Origin of the sequence: Micromonospora sp. WMMD956 (assembly GCF_029626125.1) — a bacterium.
Classification (GTDB): Bacteria; Actinomycetota; Actinomycetes; order Mycobacteriales; family Micromonosporaceae; genus Micromonospora; species Micromonospora carbonacea.
In genome coordinates, this window is record NZ_JARUBI010000005.1 from 1,211,916 (window position 1) to 1,237,017 (window position 25,102).

Annotated in this window: 26 protein-coding genes; 8 read left to right on the top strand and 18 right to left on the bottom strand. The window is 74.7% G+C overall.

Features of this window, described 5'->3' with window-relative positions; translation table 11 throughout:
- Nucleotides 1-70: 70 nt before the first annotated feature.
- Together O7628_RS05580 and O7628_RS05585 are read right to left on the bottom strand one after the other, a co-directional pair.
- Nucleotides 71-1,270, bottom strand: coding sequence for a DUF1015 family protein (locus O7628_RS05580; protein ID WP_278128839.1), 1,200 nt, complete (start codon nucleotides 1,268-1,270; stop codon nucleotides 71-73).
- A gap of 165 nt (nucleotides 1,271-1,435) precedes the next feature.
- On the bottom strand, nucleotides 1,436-2,059 hold the full coding sequence (locus O7628_RS05585; RefSeq protein WP_074477615.1) for a disulfide bond formation protein DsbA: 624 nt from the start codon (nucleotides 2,057-2,059) through the stop codon (nucleotides 1,436-1,438).
- A 222-nt stretch (nucleotides 2,060-2,281) separates the two neighbouring features.
- Between O7628_RS05585 and pepN the strand changes: the two genes are divergently transcribed.
- A complete protein-coding gene (pepN, locus tag O7628_RS05590) occupies nucleotides 2,282-4,837 on the top strand; it encodes an aminopeptidase N (RefSeq protein WP_278128840.1) in 2,556 nt (851 codons plus the stop codon).
- A gap of 90 nt (nucleotides 4,838-4,927) precedes the next feature.
- Complete coding sequence (locus O7628_RS05595; protein ID WP_278128842.1) at nucleotides 4,928-5,491, top strand: Uma2 family endonuclease; 564 nt, start codon at nucleotides 4,928-4,930, stop codon at nucleotides 5,489-5,491.
- 59 nt (nucleotides 5,492-5,550) lie between these two features.
- On the opposite strand, the gene O7628_RS05600 is transcribed toward O7628_RS05595, so the two are convergent.
- From O7628_RS05600 to O7628_RS05655, 12 genes are all read right to left on the bottom strand, one after another.
- Entirely contained in the window at nucleotides 5,551-5,958 is a 408-nt protein-coding gene (locus O7628_RS05600) for a DUF5130 family protein (protein ID WP_278128844.1), read from the bottom strand.
- A complete protein-coding gene (locus tag O7628_RS05605) occupies nucleotides 5,945-6,229 on the bottom strand; it encodes a hypothetical protein (RefSeq protein ID WP_278136229.1) in 285 nt (94 codons plus the stop codon). The genes O7628_RS05600 and O7628_RS05605 overlap by 14 nt, the downstream gene beginning before the upstream one ends.
- A 73-nt stretch (nucleotides 6,230-6,302) precedes the next feature.
- Nucleotides 6,303-7,766 (bottom strand): amidase, encoded by a 1,464-nt coding sequence (locus tag O7628_RS05610; protein WP_278128846.1) that lies wholly within the window; start codon nucleotides 7,764-7,766, stop codon nucleotides 6,303-6,305.
- Nucleotides 7,767-7,820: 54 nt separating this feature from the next.
- The gene (locus O7628_RS05615) at nucleotides 7,821-8,882 is read right to left on the bottom strand and encodes an amidohydrolase family protein (RefSeq protein WP_278128847.1); all 1,062 of its coding nucleotides are present in this window, start codon (nucleotides 8,880-8,882) and stop codon (nucleotides 7,821-7,823) included.
- Nucleotides 8,882-9,406: a 3-hydroxyanthranilate 3,4-dioxygenase gene (locus tag O7628_RS05620; protein WP_043966295.1), complete on the bottom strand. Its 525-nt coding sequence runs from the start codon at nucleotides 9,404-9,406 to the stop codon at nucleotides 8,882-8,884. The genes O7628_RS05615 and O7628_RS05620 overlap by 1 nt, the downstream gene beginning before the upstream one ends.
- Nucleotides 9,407-9,462: 56 nt before the next feature.
- Nucleotides 9,463-9,891, bottom strand: coding sequence for a RidA family protein (locus tag O7628_RS05625; RefSeq protein ID WP_278128849.1), 429 nt, complete (start codon nucleotides 9,889-9,891; stop codon nucleotides 9,463-9,465).
- Nucleotides 9,888-10,676: a fumarylacetoacetate hydrolase family protein gene (locus O7628_RS05630; protein ID WP_278128851.1), complete on the bottom strand. Its 789-nt coding sequence runs from the start codon at nucleotides 10,674-10,676 to the stop codon at nucleotides 9,888-9,890. The genes O7628_RS05625 and O7628_RS05630 overlap by 4 nt, the downstream gene beginning before the upstream one ends.
- Nucleotides 10,673-11,467, bottom strand: coding sequence for a fumarylacetoacetate hydrolase family protein (locus O7628_RS05635; protein ID WP_278128853.1), 795 nt, complete (start codon nucleotides 11,465-11,467; stop codon nucleotides 10,673-10,675). Before O7628_RS05635 ends, O7628_RS05630 begins: the two co-directional genes overlap by 4 nt.
- A complete protein-coding gene (locus O7628_RS05640) occupies nucleotides 11,464-12,945 on the bottom strand; it encodes a 2-hydroxymuconic semialdehyde dehydrogenase (protein WP_278136230.1) in 1,482 nt (493 codons plus the stop codon). Before O7628_RS05640 ends, O7628_RS05635 begins: the two co-directional genes overlap by 4 nt.
- 23 nt (nucleotides 12,946-12,968) lie before the next feature.
- The gene (locus tag O7628_RS05645) at nucleotides 12,969-14,306 is read right to left on the bottom strand and encodes an NAD(P)/FAD-dependent oxidoreductase (RefSeq protein WP_278128854.1); all 1,338 of its coding nucleotides are present in this window, start codon (nucleotides 14,304-14,306) and stop codon (nucleotides 12,969-12,971) included.
- Nucleotides 14,303-15,583: a kynureninase gene (gene kynU, locus O7628_RS05650; protein WP_278128857.1), complete on the bottom strand. Its 1,281-nt coding sequence runs from the start codon at nucleotides 15,581-15,583 to the stop codon at nucleotides 14,303-14,305. Before kynU ends, O7628_RS05645 begins: the two co-directional genes overlap by 4 nt.
- 14 nt (nucleotides 15,584-15,597) lie before the next feature.
- Nucleotides 15,598-16,566: a tryptophan 2,3-dioxygenase family protein gene (locus O7628_RS05655; RefSeq protein WP_278128859.1), complete on the bottom strand. Its 969-nt coding sequence runs from the start codon at nucleotides 16,564-16,566 to the stop codon at nucleotides 15,598-15,600.
- A gap of 145 nt (nucleotides 16,567-16,711) precedes the next feature.
- Here O7628_RS05655 and O7628_RS05660 point away from each other — a divergent pair, with 145 nt between their 5' ends.
- The 3 genes from O7628_RS05660 (at nucleotide 16,712) to O7628_RS05670 (ending at nucleotide 18,867) form a co-directional block, all read left to right on the top strand.
- Nucleotides 16,712-17,146 carry an Lrp/AsnC family transcriptional regulator gene (locus O7628_RS05660; RefSeq protein WP_043966285.1) on the top strand — a complete coding sequence of 145 codons (435 nt, stop codon included), beginning with the start codon at nucleotides 16,712-16,714 and terminating at the stop codon, nucleotides 17,144-17,146.
- Between the two features lie 341 nt (nucleotides 17,147-17,487).
- Entirely contained in the window at nucleotides 17,488-17,964 is a 477-nt protein-coding gene (locus tag O7628_RS05665; RefSeq protein WP_278136231.1) for a hypothetical protein, read from the top strand.
- A gap of 12 nt (nucleotides 17,965-17,976) precedes the next feature.
- On the top strand, nucleotides 17,977-18,867 hold the full coding sequence (locus tag O7628_RS05670; RefSeq protein WP_278128862.1) for a class F sortase: 891 nt from the start codon (nucleotides 17,977-17,979) through the stop codon (nucleotides 18,865-18,867).
- Nucleotides 18,868-18,897: 30 nt separating this feature from the next.
- Here the strand turns inward: O7628_RS05670 and O7628_RS05675 are convergent, their stop codons facing one another.
- Entirely contained in the window at nucleotides 18,898-19,440 is a 543-nt protein-coding gene (locus O7628_RS05675) for an HNH endonuclease (RefSeq protein ID WP_278128863.1), read from the bottom strand.
- A 263-nt stretch (nucleotides 19,441-19,703) separates the two neighbouring features.
- Here O7628_RS05675 and O7628_RS05680 point away from each other — a divergent pair, with 263 nt between their 5' ends.
- The 3 genes from O7628_RS05680 to O7628_RS05690 all read left to right on the top strand — a co-directional run bounded on the left by O7628_RS05680 (nucleotide 19,704) and on the right by O7628_RS05690 (nucleotide 23,063).
- Nucleotides 19,704-20,795, top strand: coding sequence for a mechanosensitive ion channel family protein (locus tag O7628_RS05680; RefSeq protein WP_278128865.1), 1,092 nt, complete (start codon nucleotides 19,704-19,706; stop codon nucleotides 20,793-20,795).
- 320 nt (nucleotides 20,796-21,115) lie between these two features.
- Complete coding sequence (locus O7628_RS05685; RefSeq protein ID WP_278128866.1) at nucleotides 21,116-22,507, top strand: MFS transporter; 1,392 nt, start codon at nucleotides 21,116-21,118, stop codon at nucleotides 22,505-22,507.
- 136 nt (nucleotides 22,508-22,643) lie between these two features.
- Nucleotides 22,644-23,063: a globin gene (locus O7628_RS05690; RefSeq protein ID WP_178066154.1), complete on the top strand. Its 420-nt coding sequence runs from the start codon at nucleotides 22,644-22,646 to the stop codon at nucleotides 23,061-23,063.
- Nucleotides 23,064-23,121: 58 nt separating this feature from the next.
- Here the strand turns inward: O7628_RS05690 and O7628_RS05695 are convergent, their stop codons facing one another.
- The 3 genes from O7628_RS05695 to O7628_RS05705 form a co-directional block, all read right to left on the bottom strand.
- A complete protein-coding gene (locus tag O7628_RS05695; RefSeq protein WP_074477590.1) occupies nucleotides 23,122-23,706 on the bottom strand; it encodes a YbjN domain-containing protein in 585 nt (194 codons plus the stop codon).
- A 131-nt stretch (nucleotides 23,707-23,837) separates the two neighbouring features.
- Complete coding sequence (locus O7628_RS05700; RefSeq protein ID WP_278136232.1) at nucleotides 23,838-24,575, bottom strand: hypothetical protein; 738 nt, start codon at nucleotides 24,573-24,575, stop codon at nucleotides 23,838-23,840.
- Between the two features lie 71 nt (nucleotides 24,576-24,646).
- Nucleotides 24,647-25,102, bottom strand: coding sequence for a thioesterase family protein (locus O7628_RS05705; protein WP_278128869.1), 456 nt, complete (start codon nucleotides 25,100-25,102; stop codon nucleotides 24,647-24,649).

Here is a 25,102-nt window from a genome sequence, read left to right on the forward strand (position 1 = left end):
TCTGTCAGGCCGGCTCACGCGCCGACGAGCGGGCGGCGGCGCGGAGCCGGTTGCGTCACAGAATCCCAGGTCAGCGGGGCAGCTCGGCCACCACGAGGCCGCCGCGGGCCTTCGGGGTGAACCAGGTGCTCTTGCGCGGCATCTTCTCCCGGGCCAGGTTCACCGCGACGAAGTCGTCGACGGTCACCGGGGCGATCAGCACGGCCAGCTCGGCCCGGCCCGCCTCGACCTCGCCGGTCAGCCAGCTCGCCGGGTAGTCGCCGCCGACGTACGTGATCCGCTTGTCGCCGGGGTCGAGGCCGAGCGCGTCGCGCAGCAGCACCCGCTCGACCAGGGCGTGGTCGAGGTTCTCCAGCCGGCCGCCGTCGACGTGCGGCAGGCGCACGGCGTACCCCTGGTCGGGGAGCCGGAGCGCGACGGTGCCGCCGGCCGTCGGGACCTCGACCGGGCCGTCGAGCGGCTCGACCTCGGCCCCGGCGGCGCGGAGCCGGTCGAGCAGCTCGGCCGGGGTGACGGTCAGCTCGCTGACGAGCCGGTTGTAGGGCTGGATGGCGACCGACGCGGGGGTGGTCACCACGGCCAGGAAGCGCGGCAGGCCGCCGGTCTGGGCGGCGAGGCTGCGGTGGTTGCCGTCGGCGACCACCAGCTCGCCGCCGCCGGCGAGCGCGGTCAGCGCGTCCTGCTCCGGGCCGGGACCGAGCAGCCACACGGCGTGCGTGCGGCCGGCCTGGTCCGTGTCGGTCGCGGCGGGCACGCCGGCCGTCTCGGTCGCCGCCGCGAGCGCGGCGTGCAGCTCGTCGCCCCGGCCGGTCTGGAGCAGGAGCACGGGCGAGAGCAGGTGCCCGAGCGCCTCGGCGAGCGCGACCCGCTCCCGGACCTTGGCGATGAAGACGTCCTCGTTGCGGATGACCAGGCCGGGCTCGTCGGCGCTGGTGGAGATCTGGTCGGTGTCGACCATGGCGAACAGCCCGTACGCGGTCTCCTCGCCCGGCGCGCTGATCCGGTAGAGGACGACGACCTGCTCGGCCGGGGTGTAGCTGCCGTCGGCCTTCGCCTCGGCGAGCCGGGTCACCGCGTCGGGCAGCGCGTCGAGGAACGACCTGCCCAGGCTCTCCGGGGCCCGGTGGGGCATCTCGATGCCGAGGGCACTGTGCGGGTTCGCCTCGATGATCGCGGTGATCTCCGCGTCGTCGGCGAACTCGTCGTAGTTCTGCGCGCCGGTGCCGCCAGTGGTGATCCAGGCCCGGGCGATCGGATGCACGACCGTCATGTCCGCTGACGCTACCGCCGCGGGGTTACGCCACCCCCCGCGCCCCACCCGAGTCCACCAACTGAGCGGGGCCCCCGCCCGGGGCGCGCGCGGGCCGGCGCGCGCCCCGGGCGAGGGTGAGAGGGGAACCCTTCTCTGCCGCAGGCGTTAAGAGGGGGCCCTTCCTTACTCGAAGCTCGGGCCGACCTCGCGGGAGCGCTTCAGCTCGTAGAAGCCGGGCGTGCCGGCGACCAGCAGGACGCCGTCCCAGAGCCGGCCGGCGGCCTCCCCCTTCGGGCGCGGGGTGACCACCGGGCCGAAGAACGCCACCGGGGAGCCGTCGGGGCCCGGCGCGTGGATCACCGGGGTGCCGACGTCCTGGCCGACCGGCCGCATGCCCGCCTCGTGGCTGGCCCGCAGCGCCTCGTCGTGGTCGGTGGAGTCGGCGGCGGCGGCCAGCTCCGGGCCCAGCCCGGCGTCGGCGAGCGCGGCCACGTACAGGTCGCGGCCCAGCTCCTCCTTGCCGAGGTGGATGCGGGTGCCCAGCGCCGTGTAGAGGGCGCGGACGGCGTCGGGGCCGTGCTGCTGCTGCACCGCGACGCACACCCGCACCGGGCCCCAGCCGGCCTTCATGAGCTCCTGGTACTGCTCGGGCACGTCCCGGCCCTCGTTGAGCACCGACAGGCTCATCACGTGGAAACGGATGTCCACGTCGCGGACCTGTTCCACCTCCAGCAGCCAGCGGGAGGTCACCCACGCCCAGGGGCAGATGGGGTCGAACCACATGTCGACGGCGACACGCTCGGTCACGTGAGGTTCCCTTCGCGACGGGAGGGCCGAAAGCCGGCGCCTCGTCCCTCGATCCTCACCCCACGGCGCATCGACCGGTAGCGGAATGAGAGCGTGAGCTCGACCACCGCGAGGTGCCCTCGCATGGAAGACTCGGATCGGAACCGGTCGCCACGAGCGAGCGGTGGGCTGGCGCCGCGGCGGCGCACGGCGAGAGTGGGATGGAGACGAACAGTGCCGGGAGTGCGCAACCTGACCCAGGTGGAGGCCACCGAGCGGGCCCGCCTGCTTGAGGTGACCGGGTACGACATCAGTCTGGACCTGTCGACCGCCGTGCAGGCGGCCGACGGACGCACCTTCCGGTCGGTGACCGAGGTCCGGTTCCGTTGCGCCGAGCCGGGTGCGGCCACCTTCATCGAGGCCGCCGCCGAGTCGGTCCGGTCGGCCACCCTCAACGGCGTCCCGCTCGACCTGTCGGGCTGGTCGGCGGAGAAGGGGCTGGCGCTGCCCGGCCTGGCCGCCGAGAACACCCTTCTGGTGGACGCCGACTTCGCGTACTCCAACAGCGGGCAGGGGCTGCACCGCACGGTCGACCCGGTCGACGGGGAGACCTACCTCTACAGCCAGTTCGAGACGGCCGACGCGCAGAAGGTGTTCGCCTGCTTCGACCAGCCCGACCTCAAGAGCGTCTACACCTGGCACGCCACCGTCCCGGAGCACTGGCGGGTGGTGTCCAACATGCCGGTGGCGCGTGAGGAGCCGGCCGGCGAGGGGCTCAAGGCGGTCCACTTCGCGGAGTCGGCGCGGATGAGCACCTACATCACCGCGCTCTGCGCCGGCCCGTACCACGAGGTGCGCGACAGCCACGACGGCATCGACCTGGGGGTCTACTGCCGGGCGTCGATGGCGCAGCACCTCGACGCCGACGACCTGTTCCTGATCACCAAGCAGGGCTTCGACTTCTTCCACGAGCAGTTCGGGGTGCGCTACCCGCTGCCCAAGTACGACCAGCTCTGGGTGCCCGACTTCAACGCCGGGGCGATGGAGAACTTCGGCTGTGTCACGCACGCCGAGTCGCACTACATCTTCCGCTCGCAGGTCACCGACTTCGAGTACGAGCAGCGGGCCAACACGATCCTGCACGAGCTGGCGCACATGTGGTTCGGTGACCTGGTCACCATGCGCTGGTGGAACGACCTGTGGCTCAACGAGTCGTTCGCCGAGTGGGCCAGCCACTGGTGCAACGCCCATGCCACCCGCTTCACCGACGCGTGGACGACGTTCCTGTCGATCCGCAAGAACTGGGGCTACCGGCAGGACCAGCTCTCCTCCACCCACCCGGTCTACTGCGAGATGCCGGACCTGGAGGCCGTCGAGGTCAACTTCGACGGCATCACGTACGCCAAGGGCGCGAGCGTGCTCAAGCAGCTCGTCGCGTACGTCGGCGAGGAGCCGTTCCTGGCCGGGCTGCGGGCCTACTTCGGCAAGCACGCCTGGGGCAACGCCACCTTCGACGACCTGCTGTCGGAGCTGGAGGCGGCCTCCGGCCGGGAGCTGCGCAAGTTCGCCGCCCAGTGGCTGGAGACCGCGCAGGTCAACACGCTGCGTCCCGAGGTGACGATCGGCGCGGACGGCAGCTACGAGCGGGTCGTGGTGCGGCAGGAGGCCCCGTCGGGGCACCCGACGCTGCGCACGCACCGCATCGGCGTGGGCCTGTACGACCTGACCGACGGCCGGCTGGTGCGCCGCGACCGGATCGAGGTCGACGTGACCGGCGAGTCGACCGAGCTGACCGACCTGGCCGGGGTGCGGGCCGCCGACGTGCTGCTGCTCAACGACGACGACCTGACGTACACGAAGCTGCGCCTGGACGAGCGGTCGATGGCCACGGTGGTGCAGCACATCGCCGGGTTCGAGTCGTCGCTGTCGCGGGCCCTGTGCTGGATGGCGGCGTGGGACATGGTCCGCGACGCCGAACTGTCGGCCCGCGACTACCTGGCGTTGGTGCTGGCCGGGCTGCCCGCCGAGACCGACATCAACCTGGTCACCGCCACCCTGCGGCAGTCCGTGGTGACCACCCTCAACCTGTACGCCGACCCGGCCTGGGCCCCGACGGGCTGGGCGCAGCTGGCCCGGGCCGCGAAGGCGACGCTGGCCACCGCCGAGCCGGGCAGCGGGCTCCAGCTCGCCTGGGCGCGCACCTACGTGCAGGCGTCCCGCTCGGCGGAGGACCTGGCCACCGTCCGGGGCTGGCTGGGCGGGGTGGACGTGCCCCCCGGGCTGGCCATCGACACCGAGCTGCGCTGGGTGATCCTCCAGTCGCTGATCAGCAAGGGCGTCGGCGGGCCGGCCGAGATCGAGGCGGAGCTGGCCGGCGACCGCACCGCCAGCGGCGAGCGGGAGGCCGCGTACGCGCACGCGCTGGTGCCGACGCCGGAGAACAAGGCGGCGGTCTGGGCGCAGCTCACCGGCCCCGACGCGCTGCCGAACTGGCGCAACCGGGCGCTGTTGCAGGGCTTCGCCCCGGCCGTGCAGGCGGAGCTGGTCGCGCCGTACCGGGAGCGGTACTTCGAGGTGGTGGACCAGGTCTGGGCGCAGCGCGACAGCGAGCCGGCGCAGGAGTTCGTGCAGCTCGCGTACCCGACGCAGCAGGTCTCCGAGGACACGGTGGCCGCCACGGACGCGTGGCTGGCCGCCGCCGGCGACAAGCCGGCGTCGCTGCGGCGGCTGGTCGCCGAGGGCCGCGACGCCGTCGTGCGCGCGCTGAAGGCCCGCGAGCGCGACGCCCGCAGCGCCTGACCCCACGTGGTACGCGGCCCGGGGCCGGCGGTGGACGCGAGTCCACCGCCGGCCCCGGGGCGTTTAGTGTGGCGTGAGGAGGTGGACGCGATGGCACAGCCGACGTACGGATGGCAGCCGCCGGGGCGCGGCTGGCGCGAGGAGGACCTGCGCGACCTGCCCGAGAACGGGAACCGCTACGAGATCATCGACGGGAGCCTGCACGTGACCCCGCCGACCGGACCGGACCACCACGAGCTGGCCGACGACATCCGGATGGCGCTGCGCCAGGCCGCTGCGCCGGGCTGGCGGGTCATCCGCGAGATCGGCGTGCGGGTGCCGGGCGGCAACCTGATCCCCGACGTCACGGTGCTGCGGCCGACCGCCCCGCGGGAGCGGATGTGGGCCGAGCCCGTGGATGTGGCGCTCGTCGTCGAGGTCGAGTCACCCAGCAGCCGCCGGCACGACCGGTTCACGAAGCCGGCCCTCTACGCCGAGGCCGGCATCCCCGCCTACTGGCGGGTCGAGCGGGGCGACTTCGGGCCGGTCGTGTACCGCTACGAGCTGGCCAAGGACGACCACTACCGCCTGCTCGGCACCGTCGGCCCCGACGACCCGGTGGAGGTCGCCGAGCCCTGGCCGATGACGCTCGACCCGGGCCGCTGGCCCCGCTGACGCAGCCGTGGTGAGAAGGGTGCCCTTCTCGACAGTAGGCGTTAAGAAGGGGCCCTTCCTTACGCCCGGCCGGCGTGGCTGGCGAGCTGGTCGAGGCCGCTGATGATGCCGCCGGCCAGGTCGCCGCCGCCGAAGGACGCCACCATGGAGAGCGCGGCGAGCTTCGCGTAGGTGTCGGGGATGCGCTTGCGGGCCTGCCGCCCGGTGACGATCTCCAGCTGGCGCTGGTTGGGCGACACCGCGATCAGCACGGACCGGTCGGGGTCGGCGAGCTGGCGGTGCAGCCGCTGGGCGTGCGCGCGGATCGGCTCGTCGAGCCCGCCGACGTAGACCGAGAAGACCAGCCCGGTCCCCTGGTCGGCCAGGCGGAGCGCCTCGTCGATGCGCAGCAGCTGGCGGGTCGAGAACGGCCCGTCCAGCACCTCGGGCGGGGTGCCCGCCTCGGCCTGCTTCTCACCAACGGTCACTTGCGCCTCCGGTTCCACCGGCCGGCGCCTCGACGCCGGCCCGGTCAAGCTTGTGGCTGGTCAGCGCCGGCGCCTGCGCGCCCGCCGCCAGCGCGGTGCCGGCCGAGTCGGCCAGCTGCTCCGGACGGCCCAGGAACCAGACCGGAGTGAAGTCGAAGGGTCGACCCGGCCGGTAGCGCTTGGCGCCGCCACCGGAGGAACGGCCGCCGGCGAACGCCAGCGCGGTGATCACCAGCACCACGGCCGCCGGGATGCCGACGAAGACCAGCAACGTCTCGGTAACAGACAATCCCAACGCCCCCAGGCGGAAAGAGAGACCAGGAACTTCCGGGTCGGTTGGACGATCATGACATCGGCTCGCCGACTCCGCTCGTATTCACGTTAGCGGAGCCCACGGCCCGCCAGACTGCGGGGTGGCGATCCCACCCGCCACTGGCGTGCTCAAGCTGCGCGGCGACGCCGATCAGGGTCGCGTCGGCGCCGTAGCGGCCGGTGAGCAGGACCCCGACGGGCAGCCCTTCGGCGGTGCGCCCCAGCGGCAGCGACACGGACGGTTGCCCCGTGACGTTGAACACGGCGCAGTACGGCGAGAACCGCCGTTGCCTGTCGAAGTCGCGCTCGGGGTCGCCGTCGGCGGTGAACCAGCCCACCTCGGCCTGCGGCGCGGCCAGCGTCGGGCAGAGCAGCAGGTCGCAGCCGGCGGTGCGGTGGGCGGCCCGCCGCGCCTGCGCCTGGAGCTCGCCGAGGGTGCTCGTCAGCGTGCCGGCGGAGATCTCCGCGCCGCGGGAGCGCAGGAGCCGGGTCAGCGGCAGCAGGCGGCTCTCCCGCTCGGGCGGGACGGGGGCGAGCGCCAGGACATACCACACGATCTCGAACAGCGGCCACACCTCCGGGCCGAACGGCGCGGGGACGTCCACCACCTCGTGCCCGGCCTCGGCGAGCAGCGCGGCGGCGGTGTCGACGGCGGCCACGCAGTCGGGGTGGACGGGCTCGTCGGCGAGCATCGGGGCGGTGAACCGGCCGACCCGCAGCCGGCCGGGCGCGGCGCCGCGGGCCGCGCCGAGGTAGCCGCCGTCGGGCGCGGGCGGCGGCAGGTAGGGCTCGCCGGGCACCGGCACCGCCATGACGTCGAGCAGCGCGGCGACGTCGGCGACGGTGCGCCCCAGCGGCCCGTTGATCGGCAGCCCGAACGCGCCGAAGCCCACCGGCCCGCCGGGGACCGTGCCCCGGCTCGGCTTGTGGCCGACGAGGCCGCACAGCGAGGCGGGGATGCGCAGCGAGCCGCCGCCGTCGGAGCCCTGGGCGACGGGGACCAGCCCGGCCGCGACGGCCGCCGCCGCCCCGCCGGAGGACCCGCCGGCCGTGTAGGCCAGGTCCCACGGGTTGCGGGCCGGCGGCGCGACCAGGCCCTCGGAGTAGAGCGAGCAGCCCAGCTCGCTGGTGGTGGTCTTGCCGAGGCTGACCAGCCCGGCGGCGCGGATCAGCCGGACGACGTCGGCGTCGACCGGGGGCACCAGGTCGGCGAAGGCCGCCGAGCCGAACGTGGTGCGCACCCCGGCGGTGAGCGTCAGGTCCTTGATCGCGGTGGGCACGCCGTGCAGCGGGCCGCGCCCCTGCGCGGGGGCGGCGTCGGCCACCCGCGCCGCCTGGCGGGCCGCCTCGCCGGTGACGGTGACGAACGCGCCGACGGTGTCGCCGAGCGCGTCGACCCGGGCCAGGTGGTGCTCGACCAGGTCCGCGCTGGAGCACTCGCCGCGCGCGATCGCGGCGCCCTGCTCCAGGGCGGTCAGGTCGTGCAGCTCGGCCACCCCGCCATCCTGCCCGACCCCGCCCCGCCCCGCCGCCCGACACGACCGAGCCGGTCAGGTCAGGCGCGGCGGCCTGCCGAGGAAGCGCAGGGCGTTGGTGGAGAGGAGCTTGGCGCGCTGCCCGGCGGTGAGGAAGCCGGCCTCGCGGACCACCCGGCCCGCCGGGCGTTCCCCCAGCGGGTACGGGTAGTCGCTGCCGACCAGCACCCGGTCCTCTCCCATCGTGTCGACGAGCAGGCGCAGCGCCGCCGGGGCGAACACCACCGAGTCGACGCAGAACCGGTCGACGTACGCGCTGGGCGGGGCGGCCGACGCGCCCCGGACCAGGTCGCCCCGGCGGTGCCAGGCGTTGTCGGCGCGGCCCAGCCAGAACGGGAAGCTGCCGCCGCCGTGGGCGAAGCAGATCCGCAGCGTCTCCGGCACCCGGTCGAACACCCCGCCGAGGATCATCGCCAGCACCGACAGGTGCGTCTCGGCAGGCATCCCGGTCAGCCAGCGGGCCATCCACCGGTCGAGCCGGGGGCCGTCCGGCATGTCCCACGGGTGCACGAAGACGGGCGCGCCGACGTGCGCGCAGTGCTGGAGGAAGGTGACCACGCCCGCGTCGTCGAGGTCGCGGTCGCCGACGTGGTTGCCGATCTCCACCCCGACGTGCCCGGCCGCGAGGCAGCGGTCCAGCTCGGCGCAGGCCGCGTCCGGGTCCTGCAGCGGCACCTGGCAGAACGGCACGAGCCGGTCGCCGCCGCCGGCCGTGACCTCCAGGGTCAGGTCGTTGAAGATCCGGGCGACCTTCGCCGCCTGGCCGGCGGGCCGGTCGTAGCCGAAGAAGACCGGCGTCGGCGACACCACCTGCACGTCGACCCCGTCGGCGGCCATGTCGGCCAGCCGGGTCGGCGCGTCCCAGCACTCCGCCCCGACCGGCCGGAACTCCGTCTCCCCCACCATGATCATGGCGGCCCGCTCGGAGTCGACCCGCAGCCAGGGCCAGCCGGACCCGCCGCACGCCGCGCCGAGGTCCGGCCACCCCTTCGGTACGACGTGCGTGTGCACGTCCACGACGGGCCGCCCCGCGACGGCGGGGCCGGGTGCGGGTGCGGGTGCGGCGGGTCCGGTCATCAGCCCTTGCCCGGGTGCAGCGCGCCGCACTCGCCGCAGGTGCGGGCGGCCTCGTCGGCGTAGAACGCGCCGAACACCGGGGGCAGGTCGGCGGCGATGTCGCGGACCTGCAACTCCACCTCGTGCACCTTCGCCCCGCACTGCGGGCAGTACCACTGGAACTTCTCCAGCGTGCCCTCCTCGCGGACCCGCTCGACGACCACGCCGATCGAGCCGGGCTCGGGGCGTTGCGGCGAGTGCGGGGTGTCGCGCGGCAGCATCCACATCTGCCCCTCGCGCACGTGCACCGTACGCGGCCCCTCCGGCGTCATCAGGTTGACGTGCATGTTGCCCTTGACCTGGTAGAAGAACTCCTCGTACGGGTCGACGTGGAAGTCGGTGCGCTGGTTGGGCCCGCCCACGACCATCACGATGAAGTCGTCGCCGCCGGGGAACATCTCCTTGTTGCCCACCGGCGGCTTCAGCAGGTGCTGGTTCTCGGCGATCCAGCCGGGGAAGCTGAACGGCTCGGCGATCTCACTCATGACTGACCTCCCGAACTCACGACTGACCTTCCGAACTCATGGCCGACCTTCCGGACTCACGACCGGCCTTCCGCCGGAAGAAGTGCCACGGCCTGCATCTCGATCAGCAGGTGCGGGTGCGGAAGCTGGTGCACGGCCACCGTGGTCCGGGTCGGCCCGTCCACGTCGAAGAACTCGGCCCACACCTCGTTGTAGCCCCCGAAGTCGTTCATGTTGACCAGGTACGAGGTGACCTGCACCAGGTCGGCCAGGTCCGCGCCGACCGAGCGCAGCAGGTCCCGCAGATTGCCGACGACCGCCCGGGTCTGCTCCCGGATGTCCAGGTCGGTGGTGCCGAACTCGTCCACGGCGACCCCGGCGAACGTGTTGTCGGGCCGCCGCGACGACGTACCGGAGACGAAGACGAAGCCGCCCGCGACCTTGACATGCGGAAACGCCCCGCGCGGCACGGCCTTCCCGGCAACCACCCGCGCCTGCCCGCTCACGACGCCGCCCCGGACGACGCGGCCCGCAGCGACGCGACGCCGAGCTTCTCCACGACGGCCCGCACGTGCGCGCCCGGCCGCAGCGGCACGGCGGCCGTGGCGGCACCGGCGAGAAACACCCAGCCGGAGCGCAGCCGCACCCCGTGCCGGCCGGCGAGGCGCAGCCCCTCGTCCAGGGCCCGGCGCGGGTCGCCGAGGATCGCCGCGGTCGAGCCGACCTGCGCGATGCGCCCGTCGACCTCCAGCAGCACGCCGAGGTTGTCCAGCCCGTCGGGCACCGGCGACCACGGCCCGACCACGAACGCCCCCGCCGAGGTGTTGTCGGCGATCACGTCCGGCAGGGAGAAGGTGAAGTTCGCGTACCGGGAGTCGATCAACTCGATCGCCGGGGCCACGGCGCGCACCGCGTCGGCGAACGACCCGACGGGCTCGCCCGGCTCGGGCACCCGGTCCAGCAGGAACGCCACCTCCGGCTCGACCCGGGGGTGGATGAAGTCGGCCACGTCGACCGTGCCGCCGTCGGGCACCCGCATCACGTCGGTGAGCCGCCCCCAGATCACCTCGTCGACGCCGACCTGGGCCATCTTCGCGCGGCTGGTCAGCCCCATCTTCAGCCCGACGAGGCGCTCGCCCCGGTCGAGCCGGCGCTGCACGAGGGCGGTCTGCACCGCGTACGCGCCGTCGACGTCGAGGCCGGTCTCGGCGGCGAGCTGGCCGATGGCGGTGGCCGTGTCGGCCGCCTCGCCCAGCCTCGCGGCGATGCCGGCGGTGTCCACCCCGATCATGACTTCTCCTCGCTGAAGCAGGTCCGCACCGAGCCGAGCCCGGAGATCCGCGCCTCGTACGCCGCGCCGGGCGTCACCGGCACCATGGGCCCGAGCGCCCCGGAGAGCACCACGTCGCCGGCGCGCAGCGGGTCGCCGGCGCGGGCGAGGGTGCCGGCGAGCCAGCCGAGGGCGTGCAGCGGGTTGCCGAGGCACGCCGCGCCCGCGCCGACCGAGACGGGCTCCCCCGCGTGCTCCAGGACCATCCCGCACAGCCGCAGGTCGACGTCGGCGAGCCGGCGCGGCGCGGCGCCGAGCACGAACAGCCCGCTGGAGGCGTTGTCGGCGACGGTGTCGACGATGGAGATGTCCCAGCCGGCGACGCGCGAGTCGACGATCTCGATGGCCGGCAGCAGGTGGTCGACGGCCCGCAGCAGGTCGACGGTGGTGGGCCGCCCGACGGTGAGGTCCGCGCCGAGCACGAACGCGATCTCCGCCTCCACCCGGGGCTGGAGCAGCCGCCCGACCGGCACCTCGTCGCCGTCGGCGACGGCCATCGCGTCGGTCAGCACCCCGAAGTCGGGCTCGTACACGCCGAGGCTGTCCTGCACGGCCCGGGAGGTCAGGCCGATCTTCGCGCCGACCCGGCGTTCGCCCCGGCCGTGCCAGGCCCGCGCCTGGCGCTGCTGCACGAGGTACGCCGACGCGACGTCCCCCTCGGGCAGCAGCCGGCCGCGCAGCGGCGGGCAGGGCCTGCCGCTGGACCGGGCCTCGGTCAGCTCCCGGGCGGCGGCTTCGATGTCGACGGTCATGTGAGGTCCACGCAGACGTTGGTGAGTTCGGAGTAGAAGTCGAGGGAGTGCACGCCGCCCTCGCGGCCGATGCCGGACGCCTTGACCCCGCCGAACGGGGTGCGCAGGTCCCGCAGGAACCAGGTGTTGACCCAGACGATGCCGGCGTCGAGGCGGGCCCCGGCCCGGTGCGCCCGGCCCACGTCCCGGGTCCACACGGTCGCCGCGAGGCCGTACTCGGTGCCGTTGGCCAGCGCGTACGCCTCCTCCTCGGTGTCGAACGGGGCGACGTGCACCACCGGCCCGAAGATCTCCTCGCGGTTGGTGCGGGCGTCGGGGCCGAGGCCGGTGAGCACGGTGGGCCGCACGTACGCGCCGCCGTCGCGGGCGTCGCCGAAGGCGGGCGTGCCGCCGCCGGCCCGGAACTCGGCCCCCTCGGCGCGGGCCAGGTCGTGGTAGCCGAGCACCTTGTCCCGGTGCTGGTGGGAGATCAGCGGCATGTTGACGGTGGCCTCGTCGGCGGGCCACCCGTACGCGAGCGCGTCGGCCGCCTTCGCCAGCCGCCCGACGAACTCGTCGAACACGGGCCGCTGCACGTAGATCCGCTCGGTGCACAGGCACACCTGGCCGCCGTTGGTGAAGCTGGACCGCACCGACCCGGCGACGGCGGCGTCGAGGTCGGCGTCGGCGAAGACCAGGCCGGCGTTCTTGCCGCCCAGCTCGAACGAGACGGCCTTCACCCCGTCGGCGGCGGCCCGCATGATCGCCCCGCCGGTGGCGGACTCGCCGGTGAACGTGATCGCGTCGACGCCCGGGTGGCGGGTGAGGAACTCGCCGGCCGAGTCGGGGCCGAAGCCGTGCACCAGGTTGAACACCCCGTCGGGCAGCCCGGCGGCGGCCAGCACCTCGGCGAGCAGGGTCGCCGAGGCGGGGGTCTCCTCGCTGGGCTTGACCACCACGGCGTTGCCGCAGGCCAGGGCCGGGGCGACCTTCCAGGTGAGCAGCAGCAGCGGCAGGTTCCACGGCACGATCACGGCGACGACGCCGACGGGCTTGCGCACGGCGTAGTTCAACGCCCGCCCGCCGGTGGGGGTGACGGTGGTGAACGACTCCGTCGGTGCGGTCGCCACGATCTCCGCGAACGCCCGGAAGTTGGCCGCGGCCCGGGGCACGTCCAGCGTGCGGGCCTGGCTGATGGACTTGCCGGTGTCGGCGACCTCGGCGGTGACCAGGTCGGCGAAGCGGCGTTCCAGCTCGTCGGCGACGCGGCGCAGCACCTCGGCGCGGTCCCGCTCCCCCGTCCGGCCCCACGGCCCGCGCAGCGCCGCCCGGGCGGCGGCCACCGCGTCGTCGACGGTGGACCGGTCGGCCTCGACCACCTCGAAGACCGGCTCGCCGGTGACGGGGCTGCGCTTGGTGAACCGCCGGCCCGCGGCGACGAACTCCCCGCCGACGAAGTGCCGCAGCAGCGGCGGCCCTTCGGCCGCCCGCCCGGCCATCAGGCCCGGATCCCAGGTCACGCTCACCGCCGCCGCCCCCGGGTCCACGCCGCGCCGACCGCGCCGGCCAGCAGCGCCGCCGTGCCGGCGGCCACCGCCCCGAGCGCCGCCTGCTGGCGGCGCACCCGCCGCCGCACCCGCGCGTACGGGGTGGTGGAGAAGGAGACCAGCTCGTACTGGGAGGCGTACCGCCCGGGCAGGGCCCGCTCCAGCGCGTGGTCGAGGCGGCGGCGGGCCTGGAAGACCGGGGAGGCCACCTTGTCGCGCATCTCCACGAAGTTGGCCAGGGCCATCCGAGCGATCGCCTCGGCGTCGTCCTGCCGCCGCGCCTGGAACAGCGGCAGCGCGGCCGCCCAGTCGTCGGCGCACTCGTCGAGGCAGCGGTCCAGCGCCACCACGTCCTCGAACGCGCAGTTCGCGCCCTGGCCGTAGAACGGGACGATGGCGTGCGCGGCGTCGCCGAGCAGCCCGACCCGCCCGCCCGCCTGCCACGGGGTGCAGCGGACGGTGCCGAGCACCCCGACCGGGTTGTGCTGGTAGTCGTCGACCAGGTTGGGGGCCAGCGGCAGCAGGTCCGGGTAGTGGGTGGCGAAGTGCCGCTCGATCGCCGCCGGGCTGGTCAGCGAGGCGAAGCTCGCCGTGCCGTGGGTGGGCCAGAACAGCGTGCAGGTGAACGAGCGGTCGGGGTTGGGCAGGGCGATCATCATCGACGTGCCGCGCGGCCAGATGTGCAGGGCCGCCGGGTCGAGGGCGAACTCCCCGCCCAGCGGGGGGAGGGTCAGCTCCTTGTAGCCGTAGTCGAGGAAGTCGAGGCTCTCTTCCAGGACCCCGTACGCGAGGAGTTGCCCGCGCACGGCGGAGCCGGCCCCGTCGGCGCCGAGGACGACCGGCGCGGCGGCCGTGGTCTTGCCCCGCGGGGTCTCGAAGGTCATCTCTCCGGTGGCCGGGTCGAGGCCGACGAGCCGGTGGTCGAAGGCGGCCCGCACCCCGGGCAGCGCGGTGGCGGCGGTGAGCAGGGCGTTGTTGAGCGCGCCCCGGCTGATCGAGTTGATCGCCCGGTCCCCGGCGGCGCTGTAGGACTGGAACGCCGGCTCCCCCGTCACGGGGTGGATCATGCGCCCGCGCATCGGCAGCGCGTCGGCCAGCACCTGCTCGGCCAGGCCGATGCGGCGCAGCGCGTCGAGCCCGCGCTCGGACAGCGCCAGGTTGATCGAGCGGCCCCGCTCGACGCGGCCGGCGCGCGGGTCCGGCCGCCGCTCGTAGAGCGCCACCCGGTAGCCGCGCCGGGCCAGGAAGCAGGCCAGCAGGCAGCCGGCCAGCCCGGCCCCGACGACGGCGATCTCGTCCCGTTCGGGGTTCATGGGGTCACCTCCGCGACCGTCGCGGCCAGCGCGTCGGCGACCCGCCAGCAGTCGTGGTACGTCGAGTAGAGCGGCACCGGGGCGAACCGGACGACGTCCGGCTCCCGGGCGTCGGCTATCACCCCGTGCTCGTGGCGCAGCCGCTTGGTCAGCTCGCCCGCGCTGCCCGCGCCGACGCGCACCGAGAGCTGACAGCCCCGGCGGGCCGGGTCGCGCGGCGTCACCACGGTCAGCGGGCGGGTCGCGGTGACGTCGTCGAGCAGCCGCTCCAGGTAGCCGGTGAGCCGCACGCTGCGCTCCCGGAGCGCCGGCATGCCGACCGAGTCGAACAGCTCCAGCGAGGTGCGCACCGGGCCCATGGCGAGGATCGGCGGGTTGGACACCTGCCACGCCTCCACGGTCGCCGGGGGCCGGGAGGTGGGGGCCATCTCGAACCGGGTGGCCGCCTCGGTGCTCCACCAGCCCTCGAAGCGGGGCAGGTCGGCCCGGCCGAGGTGCCGCTCGTGGACGAAGACGCCGGCCAGCGCGCCCGGGCCGGAGTTGAGGTACTTGTAGGAGCACCAGGCGGCGAAGTCGACGCCCCAGTCGTGCAGCGCGAGCGGCACGTTGCCGGCCGCGTGCGCCAGGTCCCAGCCGACGACCGCGCCGGCGGCCCGGCCTGCGGCGGTGATCGCCGGGATGTCCAGCAGCTCGCCGGTGAGGTAGTTGACCCCGCCGAGCAGCACCAGCGCGATCGTGTCGCCCTCGGCGGCGAGCAGGTCGGTCACGTCGGCGGTGCGCAGGGCGTCCTCGCCGGGGCGCGGGCGCAGCCGCAGCACGGCGGCGTCGGGGTCGAGGCCGTGGAAGCGGGCCTGGCTGCGCACCGCGTAGCTGTCCGACGGGAAGGCGGAGTCCTCGATGACGATCCGGGTGCGCCGCCCCGCCGGCCGGTAGAAGCTGACCATCAGCAGGTGCAGGTCGACGGTGAGGGAGTTCATCACCACGGCCTCCGTGGGCCGCGCGCCGACCAGCCGCGCGACGGGCCCGGTCAACAGCTCGTGGTACGACAGCCAGGGCCGCTGCCCCTCCAGGTGCCCCTCGACGCCGAGGCGGCCCCACGCGTCCAGGTCGGCCAGCAGCTCGGCGCGGGTGGCCCGGGGTTGCAGGCCGAGCGAGTTGCCGGCCAGGTACGCGGCCTCCGGGTAGCGCCCGCCGTCTGCCGGCGGCACGTGGAACAGGTGCCGGTGCCCGGGGTCGGCCTTGTCGAGGCGGTGCGCCTCGCTCTCCGCGACGGTCATCGTGTCCTTCCCGCTCACATCGCCGTCCGGGCCGACCACAGCTCGGGGAAGACCACCCGGGCCATGCTGCGCTGCAACCAGGCCAGCCCGGCGGAGCCGCCGCTGCCGACCTTCGCGCCCATGGTGCGCTGCACCGCCTTGACGTGGTTCCACCGCCAGTCGCCGAACTGCTCGGCCACCTCGGCCAGCGCCTCGCCGAGCAGCCGCAGCTCGTCGCCCGGCCCGCCCGCGCCGCCGGCCTCCTCGCCGGCCGTCTCCCCGACGCCGGCCTCCACCTCGTCGGCTGCTTCCTCGTCGTCGTAGATCGCCACCCACGCGGCCTCCACCGCCGGGTGCGGCCGGTGCTCCTCGGCGACGTCGCGCCCCAGCACCTCCGCCGGCACGGCGAAGCCGCGGCGGGCCAGCAGGGCGACCACGTCGTCCCACAGGCTCGGGGCGGCCAGCGTGGCGCGCAGCTCGGCGTGTACCTCGGCCTGCCGGCGGAACGGCCGGATCAGGGCCGCGTCGCGCAGGCCCAGCGTGAACTCCAGGTGCCGGTACATCGCCGACTGGAAGCCGGAGCCCTCGCCGAGCAGGTTGCGGAACCGGTTGAAGTCGGCCGGGGTCATCCAGCGCAGCCCCTTCCAGGCCGCGTTGAGCCCCTCCAGGTGCAGCGCCGCGCGGCGCAGCGGGGCCAGGGCGGCCCGCACCCGGTCGGCGCGCAGGCAGCGCTGGGCCTCGCGCAGCTCGTGACGGGTCAGCCCGAAGTAGAGCTCCATGATCTGACTGACCATCAGGAAGGACATCTCGCCCGGGTCGTCGCTCAGCGGCTGCTGCAACCGGTGCAGGGTGCTGGCGTGCACGTACGCGTCGTAGGGCACCCGGTCGGCGAAGTCCAGGGTCGGTTCGCCGCCGTTACGGGCCGCCCGGGCCGCCCGCTGCCGCGGGGTCGCCGGACGGACCGCCGTGGCCGGTGCGGGCACCCGCAGGTCCGTCTGCTCCACCTGTCGTCTCCTCCATGAGCCGGGTAGCGTCATGGTGCCCCGGTCGACGGGCCGAACGGAATGCCGATTCGACGGCGCTGCCGCCCTTCGACCTGCGAAGCCAAAGCCGAAACCCCCATCCACCTTTCGGAGAGGAAGGCCAGGCGTGGACGACATGGACTGGGCGCTGCTGCGGGAACTCCAGGCCGACGCCCGGCTCTCCTACAGCGAGCTGTCCCGCCGCGTGCACCTGTCGCCGCCGGCCGTGGCCGAACGGGTCCGCCGGCTGGAGGAGTCGGGGGTGATCACCGGCTACCACGCCCACGTCGACCTGGCCCGCGCCGGCCGCACGGTGGTCGCCCTGATCCGGATGTCCTGCTACGGGTCGCGCTGCATCCTCAACGACCCGGACGTGCCGGGTTGGCCGGAGATCATGGAGATCCACCGGATCACCGGCGACGCGTGCAGCGTGCTTCGGGTGGCGGCCGGCTCGATCGGCGACTTCGAGCGGGTGATCGACCGGCTCGCCCCGTACGGCCAGCCGTCGAGCACGATGGTCCTCTCCACCCCCCTCGCCTGGCACCCCGTCACCCGCCTGTAAGGAAGGGCACCTTGTTAACGCTTTCTGCATAGGAAGGGCCCCCTCCTAACACCCTGCCGAGCACCAGCCGAGCCGGCGCGCGGGCCGGCGCCGGCGGGTTTGCCCCCACCTCAGGGGGAATGCAGGGCGGACTTGTCCCGGGGAGGATTCCGGTGCCTCGGCACCGGGAGGGGGGAACGATGCGGGGGCTCACCACGTCACACCGTGCCCGGCCGGCCATGTGCGCCGCGCCGGCAGCCAGGATGCGTCCGGCAACGCCGCCCACGCCGGCCCCGGCCCGGCCGGCCGGACGCGGCGCGCGGGCCGTGGGCGTGGGGCCGACCGTGCGGGCCGCGCTGGCCGTGCTCGGCGTGCTCGGGGCGTTCGTCCTGCTCGCCGGCGCGCCGGCCCGAGCCGGGGAGAACACCTTCGTCGAGGTCACCCCGAACAGCGCGCCGGCCGGCACCCGCGTCGACATCCGGGCGAGCTGCGACAACGACAACAACCGGCAGGCCGACGTGCAGTCCGACGCGTTCGGGCGGGTCGTGCTCCGGCCGAACAACGGCTTCCTGACCGGGGCGGTCACCGTGCCCGGCAACAAGCAGGCCGGCGACTACCCGGTCGAGCTGCGCTGCGCCAACGGCGGCACCGCGACCACCACCCTCACCGTGCTGAACATGACGCAGCCGAGCAAGGGCCCGAACACCGGCGCCGGCGGCACGGCCGGCGAGGGCCGGGGCACGGGCTCGCTGCTGCTGGTCGGCGGCCTGGTGGCGGCGGCCGTCGCGGCCGGGTTCGGCGCGTTCGGCTCCCGCCGGCAGACCGGGACGCGGTCCTGACCGGGAGCCGTCATGGCCCGACGTACCCGCGCCGCCGCCACGACCCGACGCGAGCGCGACCGGCGGGACCGCACCCGGCGGACGCGGCGCAGGCCGGTCCGGGCGGCGGCCCGGCTGGTGGCCCGGGGCTGCGGCCGGTTCGCCCGGGTGGCCCGGCAGGCCTTCTCGGCCAGCGTGACCACCGTGGGACCGCCCGGCCGCGCCGCCGTGCCGCCCGGCCGCGCCGGGCCCGTCGGCGCGGCGGCCCGATCCGGTACGGCCGCCCGGCGGTGGCAGCGGGCGGTCCGCCGGGGCCCGGGTTTCCCGGTGCTGTTCGTCGCCGCCCTGATGGTGCTGATCGTGGCGATGCTGGGCGTCGAACGGGTGACGGGGCAGAGTCTCCTGCCGGACCGCTTCATCGCCGGCCTGCGGCCCCCGCCGAAGAAGTTCCCGGTGCTGGCGGCCAGCCGGCCGGTCGGCATCACGAGCGCGCCGATCGGCCTCGACGCCCCGGTGCACGACGTGGGCATCGCCGCGGACGGCAGCATCGGGGTGCCCGACGCCGACCGTGCCCAGGAAGCCGGCTGGTACGACCAGGGCCCGACCCCCGGCCAGTACGGCCCGGCGGTGATCGTCGGCCACGTCGACACCCGCACCGGGCCGGCGGTCTTCCACGAGCTGAAGGAGCTGCGCTCCGGCGACCGGGTCGAGGTGCGCCGGGCCGACCGCTCCGTGGCGATCTTCGAGGTCGACGAGGTGCGGCGCTACGCCAAGGCCCGACTGCCGGTGGACGAGGTCTACGGCGACTTCAGCCGCCCGGGGCTGCGCCTGATCACCTGCGGCGGCGCGTGGGTCGGCGGCGAGACGGGGTACGCCGACAACGTGGTGGTGTACGCGTCGCTGGTGAAGGCCCGCACCGGCTGACGGGCACCGCGCCGCCGGAGGGCAGGTGGCTCAGGCCGCCGCCTCGGTCTCGGCCTCGCGCAGGTCGAGCCAGTCCGCCCAGCGCGGGTCGGGGGCCCGGTGCCCGAGCACCCGCCACGCGGTCCCCTTCGGCACGGCGGGCGGGACGTGCAGCCGCCAGCCCAGCTCGGCCGGGGTCTTGTCGCCCTTGGTGTGGTTGCACCGGGCGCAGGCGGCCACCACGTTCTCCCAGGCGTGCCGGCCGCCCCGGCTGCGCGGGAAGACGTGGTCGATGGTCTCGGCCGGGCCCCGGCAGTAGGCGCACCGCCAGCCGTCCCGGGCGAAGATCGCCCGCCGGGAGAGCCCGACGTGGGCGCGGTAGGGCACCCGCACGAACCGGGTGAGCCGGACCACGGAGGGCACCGGGAGCGCGTCGCGGGCGCTGTGCAGGATCCCCTCGCCGTCGGCGACGCAGACGGCCTTCGCGGAGAGCACGAGAATGGCGGCGCGACGCACCGACACGACACACAGCGGCTCGTAGGTGGCGTTGAGAACCAGCGCGCCAGAGCCCACCGCGGGTCGTATGTCAGGCATCGAGCTCACCCTCCCGGTCCAGCTGCTCCCGCCGCTGGCACGCCGGGCCGATCCGCGCAGGGCGGAACGACGCCGGCGTCGGCGGGATCACCGACGTCCGTTGCGCCAATCGTCCCTGATAAGGCCCCGGATTGCACGTACTAATCCGGGGTCCCTCCTCGAAGCATTCGGCGGTTGTGTCAGGATGACCGGTTCCGCACGGTCCGCCCGGGGGCACGCGCCCCGCCGCCGGCCGGTCGCGGGCGGTGGGGTACGAAAGCAGGGTGAGCGCCCGCAGCCTGTTTCTCGCCACCCTCTCCGACGTCGTGGCCGTCACCGCGCCCGCCACCGCGGCCCCCGGGGCGTCCCCGGGCCCGTCGCCGAGCGCGGACTGTCAGGGCAGCACCTCCTGCGAGTGGCTGTACGAGACGAGCGGCTCGGCCTGGTTCGCGGAGGGCAGCTACTGGATCCTGCTCAAGCCGCTGCGGGTGCTGCTGATCCTCGCGCTGGCCTTCCTCGCCCGGTGGGCGCTGCACCGGATGATCAAGCGGCTGGTCCGGACCACCGCCGACGGGGTGCCCACGCTGCTGCGTCCGCTGCGCGAGCGGGTGCCGACCGCCGCCCACGAGCCCGGCGAGTTCATCCCCGAGCGGCGGCGGCAGCGGGCCGAGGCGATCGGCTCGGTGCTGCGCAGCATGGTCACGGCGTTCGTCTTCGGCATCGCGCTGCTGATGATCCTGCGGGAGTTCAGCTTCGACCTGGCGCCGCTGCTGGCCAGCGCGGGCATCGCCGGCGTGGCGCTCGGCTTCGGCGCGCAGAGCCTGGTCAAGGACCTGATCGCCGGCCTTTTCATGCTGGTCGAGGACCAGTACGGCGTGGGCGACACGGTGGACCTGGGCGAGGCGACGGGCGTGGTGGAGTCGGTCGGCCTGCGGGTCACCACCGTCCGCGACGGCCGGGGCGTGCTCTGGTACATCCGCAACGGCGAGATCGTCCGGGTGGGCAACAAGAGCCAGGGGTGGGCGCTGGTCGTGGTGGACCTGCCGATCGGGTTCGCCGGCACCGAGGAGGCGACGGCGGTGCTGCGCACGGCCGCCGCGTCGGTGGCCCTGGACCCGGACCTGGCCCCGGAGATCGTGGAGCAGCCCGACGTGCTGGGCGTCGAGCAGATGACGGTGGACGGCGCGGTGATCCGCACGGTGGTGAAGACCACCGCGGACGGGCAGTTCGCGGTGGGCCGGGAGTTGCGCCGGCGGCTCGCCGAGGCGCTGGAGAACTCGGGCATCACCGCCAGGATCGCCGCCGCCCGCCTCTATCCGGGCGTCCCGCTGCGGGCCCCGGACGACACGGCGACCGGCCAGGGCGGGGCCACCTGAGCGGGCCCACCGCCCCCGATCCGGCTCCGCCGCCACCGCCGCGGGCGGGCCACCACCCGCCAGAGCCACCGAGAAACGTCGATGACCTGCGGATATGTTGGCCGAGAATACAGGGGTCGCGGACCTCGCGGCCCCTCGGGTATCGTCCGTTCGTTCAGTCGGAGATGCGACGATCAATCCGTTCGCCCTAGCTAGTTGTCAGACGATCGGGCAGAATCCGGTACGCACGCCACCTGCCGGAGCGTGATCACGTCTCGCTGATCCGTAGATCTGACGACGGTTCCCGGTCAGGCCATCACGAGTGGCCCACCGTGGGAACGATGGAGGCCACGGTGTCCGACGAGCGACCCTCCCAGGAAGGGCCGGCCACCTTCCGCGAGGTGTTCGCCCAGCGGGAGTACAGGGCGGTCTTCACCGCCAGCGCGCTCTCCTGGATCGGCGACTTCATCGCCAAGGCCGCCGTCACGGTGCTGGTCTACCGCGAGACGCAGTCCGTGGCCTATTCGGCTGCCGCGTTCGCGGTCAGCTTCCTGCCCTGGTTGATCGGCGGCCCGCTGCTGGCCACGCTGGCCGAGCGCTACCGCTACCGCTCGGTGATGGTGGCGTGCGACCTGATCCGGATGGCCCTGATGGTGCTGGTCGCCCTCCCGGGCAACGAGCCGTGGCTGATCCTCTGCCTGCTCTTCGCGACCACCCTGGCCAACCCGCCCAGCCAGGCCGCCCGGTCCGCGCTGATGCCGCTCATCCTGACCGGCGACCGGCTGGTCGTCGGGCTCTCGCTCAACAGCAGCACCGGCCAGGCCGCCCAGGTGCTCGGCTATCTCATCGGCGCGGCCCTCGCCGCGTTCGACCCGACCCTCGCCCTGCTGGTCAACGCGGCCACCTTCGCCCTGTCGGCGGCCCTGGTCCGCTTCGGCGTGCAGGACCGGCCGCCGGCGATGACCAGCGCCCACCGCAGCCACCTGCTGCGGGAGACCGGCGACGGCTTCCGGATCGTGTTCGGCACCCCGGTGCTGCGGGCGATCGCCCTGCTGGTCTTCAGCGCCATGCTCTTCTCCATCGTGCCGGAGGGGCTGGCCGCCGCCTGGGCCCGCGAGGGCGTCGACGACGGCATGGACAGCGGCGTCGCCCAGGCCGTGATCATGGCCGCCAACCCGGTCGGCTTCATCCTGGGCGGGCTGCTGGTCAGCCGGGCGGTCGCCCCGGCCCGCCGGCTCGTGCTGATCCGGCCGCTGGCGGTGCTCGCCCCGCTCGTCCTGGTGCCGTCGCTGCTCGACCCGCCGCCGCTGGTGGTGGCGCTGCTCGCCGGCCTGTGCGGCTTCGCGGTCGCCGGGCTGCTCCCGGTCGCCAACGGTCTCTTCGTCCGCGCGCTGCCCAACGGCTACCGGGCCCGGGCGTTCGGCGTGATGGCCACCGGCGTCCAGGTGATCCAGGGCCTCGCCGTGCTGGTCACCGGCCTGCTCGCCGAGCGTTTCCCGATCCCGGTGGTGGTCGGGGGGTGGAGCGCGGCCGGCGTGCTGCTGATGCTGCTCACCGCGGCGGCGTGGCCGACGCGGACGGCGATCGACGCGGCGGTGGAGGCCGCCGGCAACGCCGCAACGCCGGCACCGGCCGGTGCCGGCGAGCCCCGGCCCCGGCCCGTCGCCCCGGGCGACGGGCGCGAGGGCGGCGCGCCGGGCGAGCGTGGCCGGGCCAGCCAGGCGGTGAGCTGACCACCCGGGGGCTGCCGTCGCGGGCCGCCCGGCCTTCCCGCCGCGCCGGGCCGCCGTGATCCCGCTGTGACGAGGTCGGCAGTGGCCGGGCCGGTAGGCCCCCGCCGGGTCCGGCAGCACCTGGCAGGATGGAACGGTGAATCCCACCGGTGAGTCCGAGCGTGCCGCGACCCTCTTCGAAGCGGTCGGCGGCGAACCCACCTTCCGCAAGCTGGTGGACGAGTTCTACGTCGGCGTCGCCGCCGATCCGCTGCTGCGGCCGATGTATCCGGAGGAGGATCTGGGCCCCGCCGCCGACCGGCTGACGCTGTTCCTCATGCAGTACTGGGGCGGCCCCAACACCTACTCCGCCCAGCGGGGGCACCCCCGGCTGCGGATGCGGCACGCCCCGTTCCGGATCGGCGCCGCCGAGCGCGACGCCTGGCTGCACCATATGCGACGGGCCGTCGACCGGCTGGAGCTGCCGCCGGAGATCGCCACGGCGCTCTGGGACTATCTGGAGCGGGCCGCCTACTTCATGGTCAACGTCATGGAGGACCCGGCCGGGCCGGCCTGAGCCTGCCGCGGTCCCGTCCGGGCCGCCGTCGGCGGCGGCCCGGACGGGACCGTGCGGATCAGAGCAGGGCACCCTCGTCGTGCAGCCAGTCCACGAAGGTGGTGGCCACCGCGGCCCCGCAGTCGAGCATCTCCACCAGCAGCGCGTCGTGCGCGCCGGCGCCGAGCGGCACCTGGAGCTCCGCGTAGATGGGCAGCTGCCCCCGCTCGGTGGGGTCACCGATGTATGCCTTGCAGAACCGTCGGGTGTGGTTCCACTCGTTGACCACCCGGTAGGCCCGGTCGGCCCAGTCCGGTGGCACCGTGGCGTGCGGGCGGGCCCGCATCACCAGGATCTCGTCCTCGGGCCCCTCCAGGGTGACCAGCACCGCGTGCCGCTCCCACATGGCCAGCAGGTTGCCGTCGCCGTCGGCCAGGTAGCGCACGTCCAGCAGGTCGAGCGCGTCGCAGACCCGGCGGAGGGTGACCGGCGCGATGGTGGCCGACATGTCGGCGATCATCGGCCGATCGACGGACGGGCAGTCGTCGCCCGGTTGACGTGGGGCCGGTGGTCCGACCCGGACGGTGCTGTCCACTGTGATCCCGCTTCGAGTTTCCGGTTCGCCGCCAATGGCGGGACCGGGGCGCCATGACCACCACGGCATCGCTCGCGCACCTCACTCCCCAGCGGATCCAGCCGCCTACGGTGCGTTGGATCCGAGGATGGACGGTACCCGGACAGCCGGGTTGTGGCATCCCCCCAACGGCAGCCCCAGGCCAGAAGAACGACCGCCGGTCATACTTTCGGATGAGTCCCGAGCGGCATGACGGCAAGATCCACGACCTTCTGCGACCACACGGCTCCGTATGGTCCCACCAGACCGACCCACCGGCCGGCCGTCCTCACCTGAACGTCGCCGCCCCCGGCCCCCGCACCAGGGCCCGCGGCGGCCGTGTCGCCGTCGCCGGGGCGGCCCAGGAAGCCCATCCGCACCAGCCCCTGCACCAGCCGCTGGGCGATCTCGACGGGGGGCCCGGGCGGGTCGTCCGGGGTGACCACCACCGCGACGTGGTCGAGCAGGGCGTCCCGCAGCACCCGCTGACCCACCGCCCGGCCGGCCACCCCGTGCGCGGCGGCCTCCCGCAGCGTGCCGGCGGCCGCCTCGGCGATCCGCCACAGCTCCCCGGCCGGCAACAGCTCCACCGACCGGCTGGCCGGCGGCGGCAGCGGCCAGCGCCACTGCGCGTCCCGCCGCACGGGCAGGCCGCCCACGCCGGACGACAGCGTGTCCAGCAGTTCCCCGGCGGCCACCGTGACGTCACCGCACCCCGGCCCGGCCACCGTGCGGACGGCCAGCACGCCCCACGGCAGCCGGGCCCAGAGCGCCGTCCGGCCGCCCGCCGCGTCCGGCCCACCGGCCGGCGCGGCCGGGCGCAGCCGGACCGGCGCGGCCGGGCGCAGCCGGACCGGCGCGGCCGGGTCGAGCCGGACCAGCCGGGCCAGGAACGCGCCCGCGTCGGCCACCCCGGTCAGCCCGTGCCCGCCGGCCGGGCCGGGGTCCGTGCCAGCCGGGCCGGGCCGCTGCGGGCGCGCCGGTGCGTCGCTCACGCCGGCCGCCCGGCCGCGCCGCCGGGGGCGTACGACAGCAGGAAGGCCCGCTCCTCGTCGGTGACCCGCCGGGGCCGCTGGGCGGCCAGGTCGAACGGGACCAGCACCGAGCGGGCGGTGCTGGCGAGGGTGTCGCCGTCGTACAGCTCGTAGGCGACGGTGAACCGGGCGGCCCGGATCTCCTCCACCCACAGCTCGATCCGGACGGTGGGGGCGGCCTCGGCCGTGGCCCGGCCCAGCGCGTAGTCGACCGGGCGCAGGTAGTCGACCTCGTGCCGGCGGATGACGACCCCGTCGGCGAACGAGCCGACCCCCCACGCCTTGCCGCCGGCGAACATCAGCGCCACCCGCGCCTCCTCGTAGAGGGTGAGGAAGCGCGAGTTGTTGACGTGGCCGTACGCGTCCAGGTCGGACCAGCGCAGGGTGCAGTGGTAGACGAAGCGGTCCGCCAT

What these genes read in the sequence shown, in the direction of transcription:
- O7628_RS05580 (WP_278128839.1), bottom strand. Translation starts at nt 1,270, where the DNA reads ATGACGGTCGTGCATCCGATCGCCCGGGCCTGGATCACCACTGGCGGC.
- O7628_RS05595 (WP_278128842.1), top strand. Translation starts at nt 4,928, where the DNA reads ATGGCACAGCCGACGTACGGATGGCAGCCGCCGGGGCGCGGCTGGCGC.
- O7628_RS05615 (WP_278128847.1), bottom strand. Translation starts at nt 8,882, where the DNA reads ATGACCGGACCCGCCGCACCCGCACCCGCACCCGGCCCCGCCGTCGCG.
- O7628_RS05620 (WP_043966295.1), bottom strand. Translation starts at nt 9,406, where the DNA reads ATGAGTGAGATCGCCGAGCCGTTCAGCTTCCCCGGCTGGATCGCCGAG.
- O7628_RS05630 (WP_278128851.1), bottom strand. Translation starts at nt 10,676, where the DNA reads ATGATCGGGGTGGACACCGCCGGCATCGCCGCGAGGCTGGGCGAGGCG.
- O7628_RS05635 (WP_278128853.1), bottom strand. Translation starts at nt 11,467, where the DNA reads ATGACCGTCGACATCGAAGCCGCCGCCCGGGAGCTGACCGAGGCCCGG.
- O7628_RS05640 (WP_278136230.1), bottom strand. Translation starts at nt 12,945, where the DNA reads ATGGCCGGGCGGGCGGCCGAAGGGCCGCCGCTGCTGCGGCACTTCGTC.
- O7628_RS05645 (WP_278128854.1), bottom strand. Translation starts at nt 14,306, where the DNA reads ATGAACCCCGAACGGGACGAGATCGCCGTCGTCGGGGCCGGGCTGGCC.
- kynU (WP_278128857.1), bottom strand. Translation starts at nt 15,583, where the DNA reads ATGACCGTCGCGGAGAGCGAGGCGCACCGCCTCGACAAGGCCGACCCC.
- O7628_RS05670 (WP_278128862.1), top strand. Translation starts at nt 17,977, where the DNA reads ATGGCCCGACGTACCCGCGCCGCCGCCACGACCCGACGCGAGCGCGAC.
- O7628_RS05675 (WP_278128863.1), bottom strand. Translation starts at nt 19,440, where the DNA reads ATGCCTGACATACGACCCGCGGTGGGCTCTGGCGCGCTGGTTCTCAAC.
- O7628_RS05685 (WP_278128866.1), top strand. Translation starts at nt 21,116, where the DNA reads ATGGAGGCCACGGTGTCCGACGAGCGACCCTCCCAGGAAGGGCCGGCC.
- O7628_RS05695 (WP_074477590.1), bottom strand. Translation starts at nt 23,706, where the DNA reads ATGCCGTGGTGGTCATGGCGCCCCGGTCCCGCCATTGGCGGCGAACCG.
- O7628_RS05705 (WP_278128869.1), bottom strand. Translation starts at nt 25,102, where the DNA reads ATGGCGGACCGCTTCGTCTACCACTGCACCCTGCGCTGGTCCGACCTG.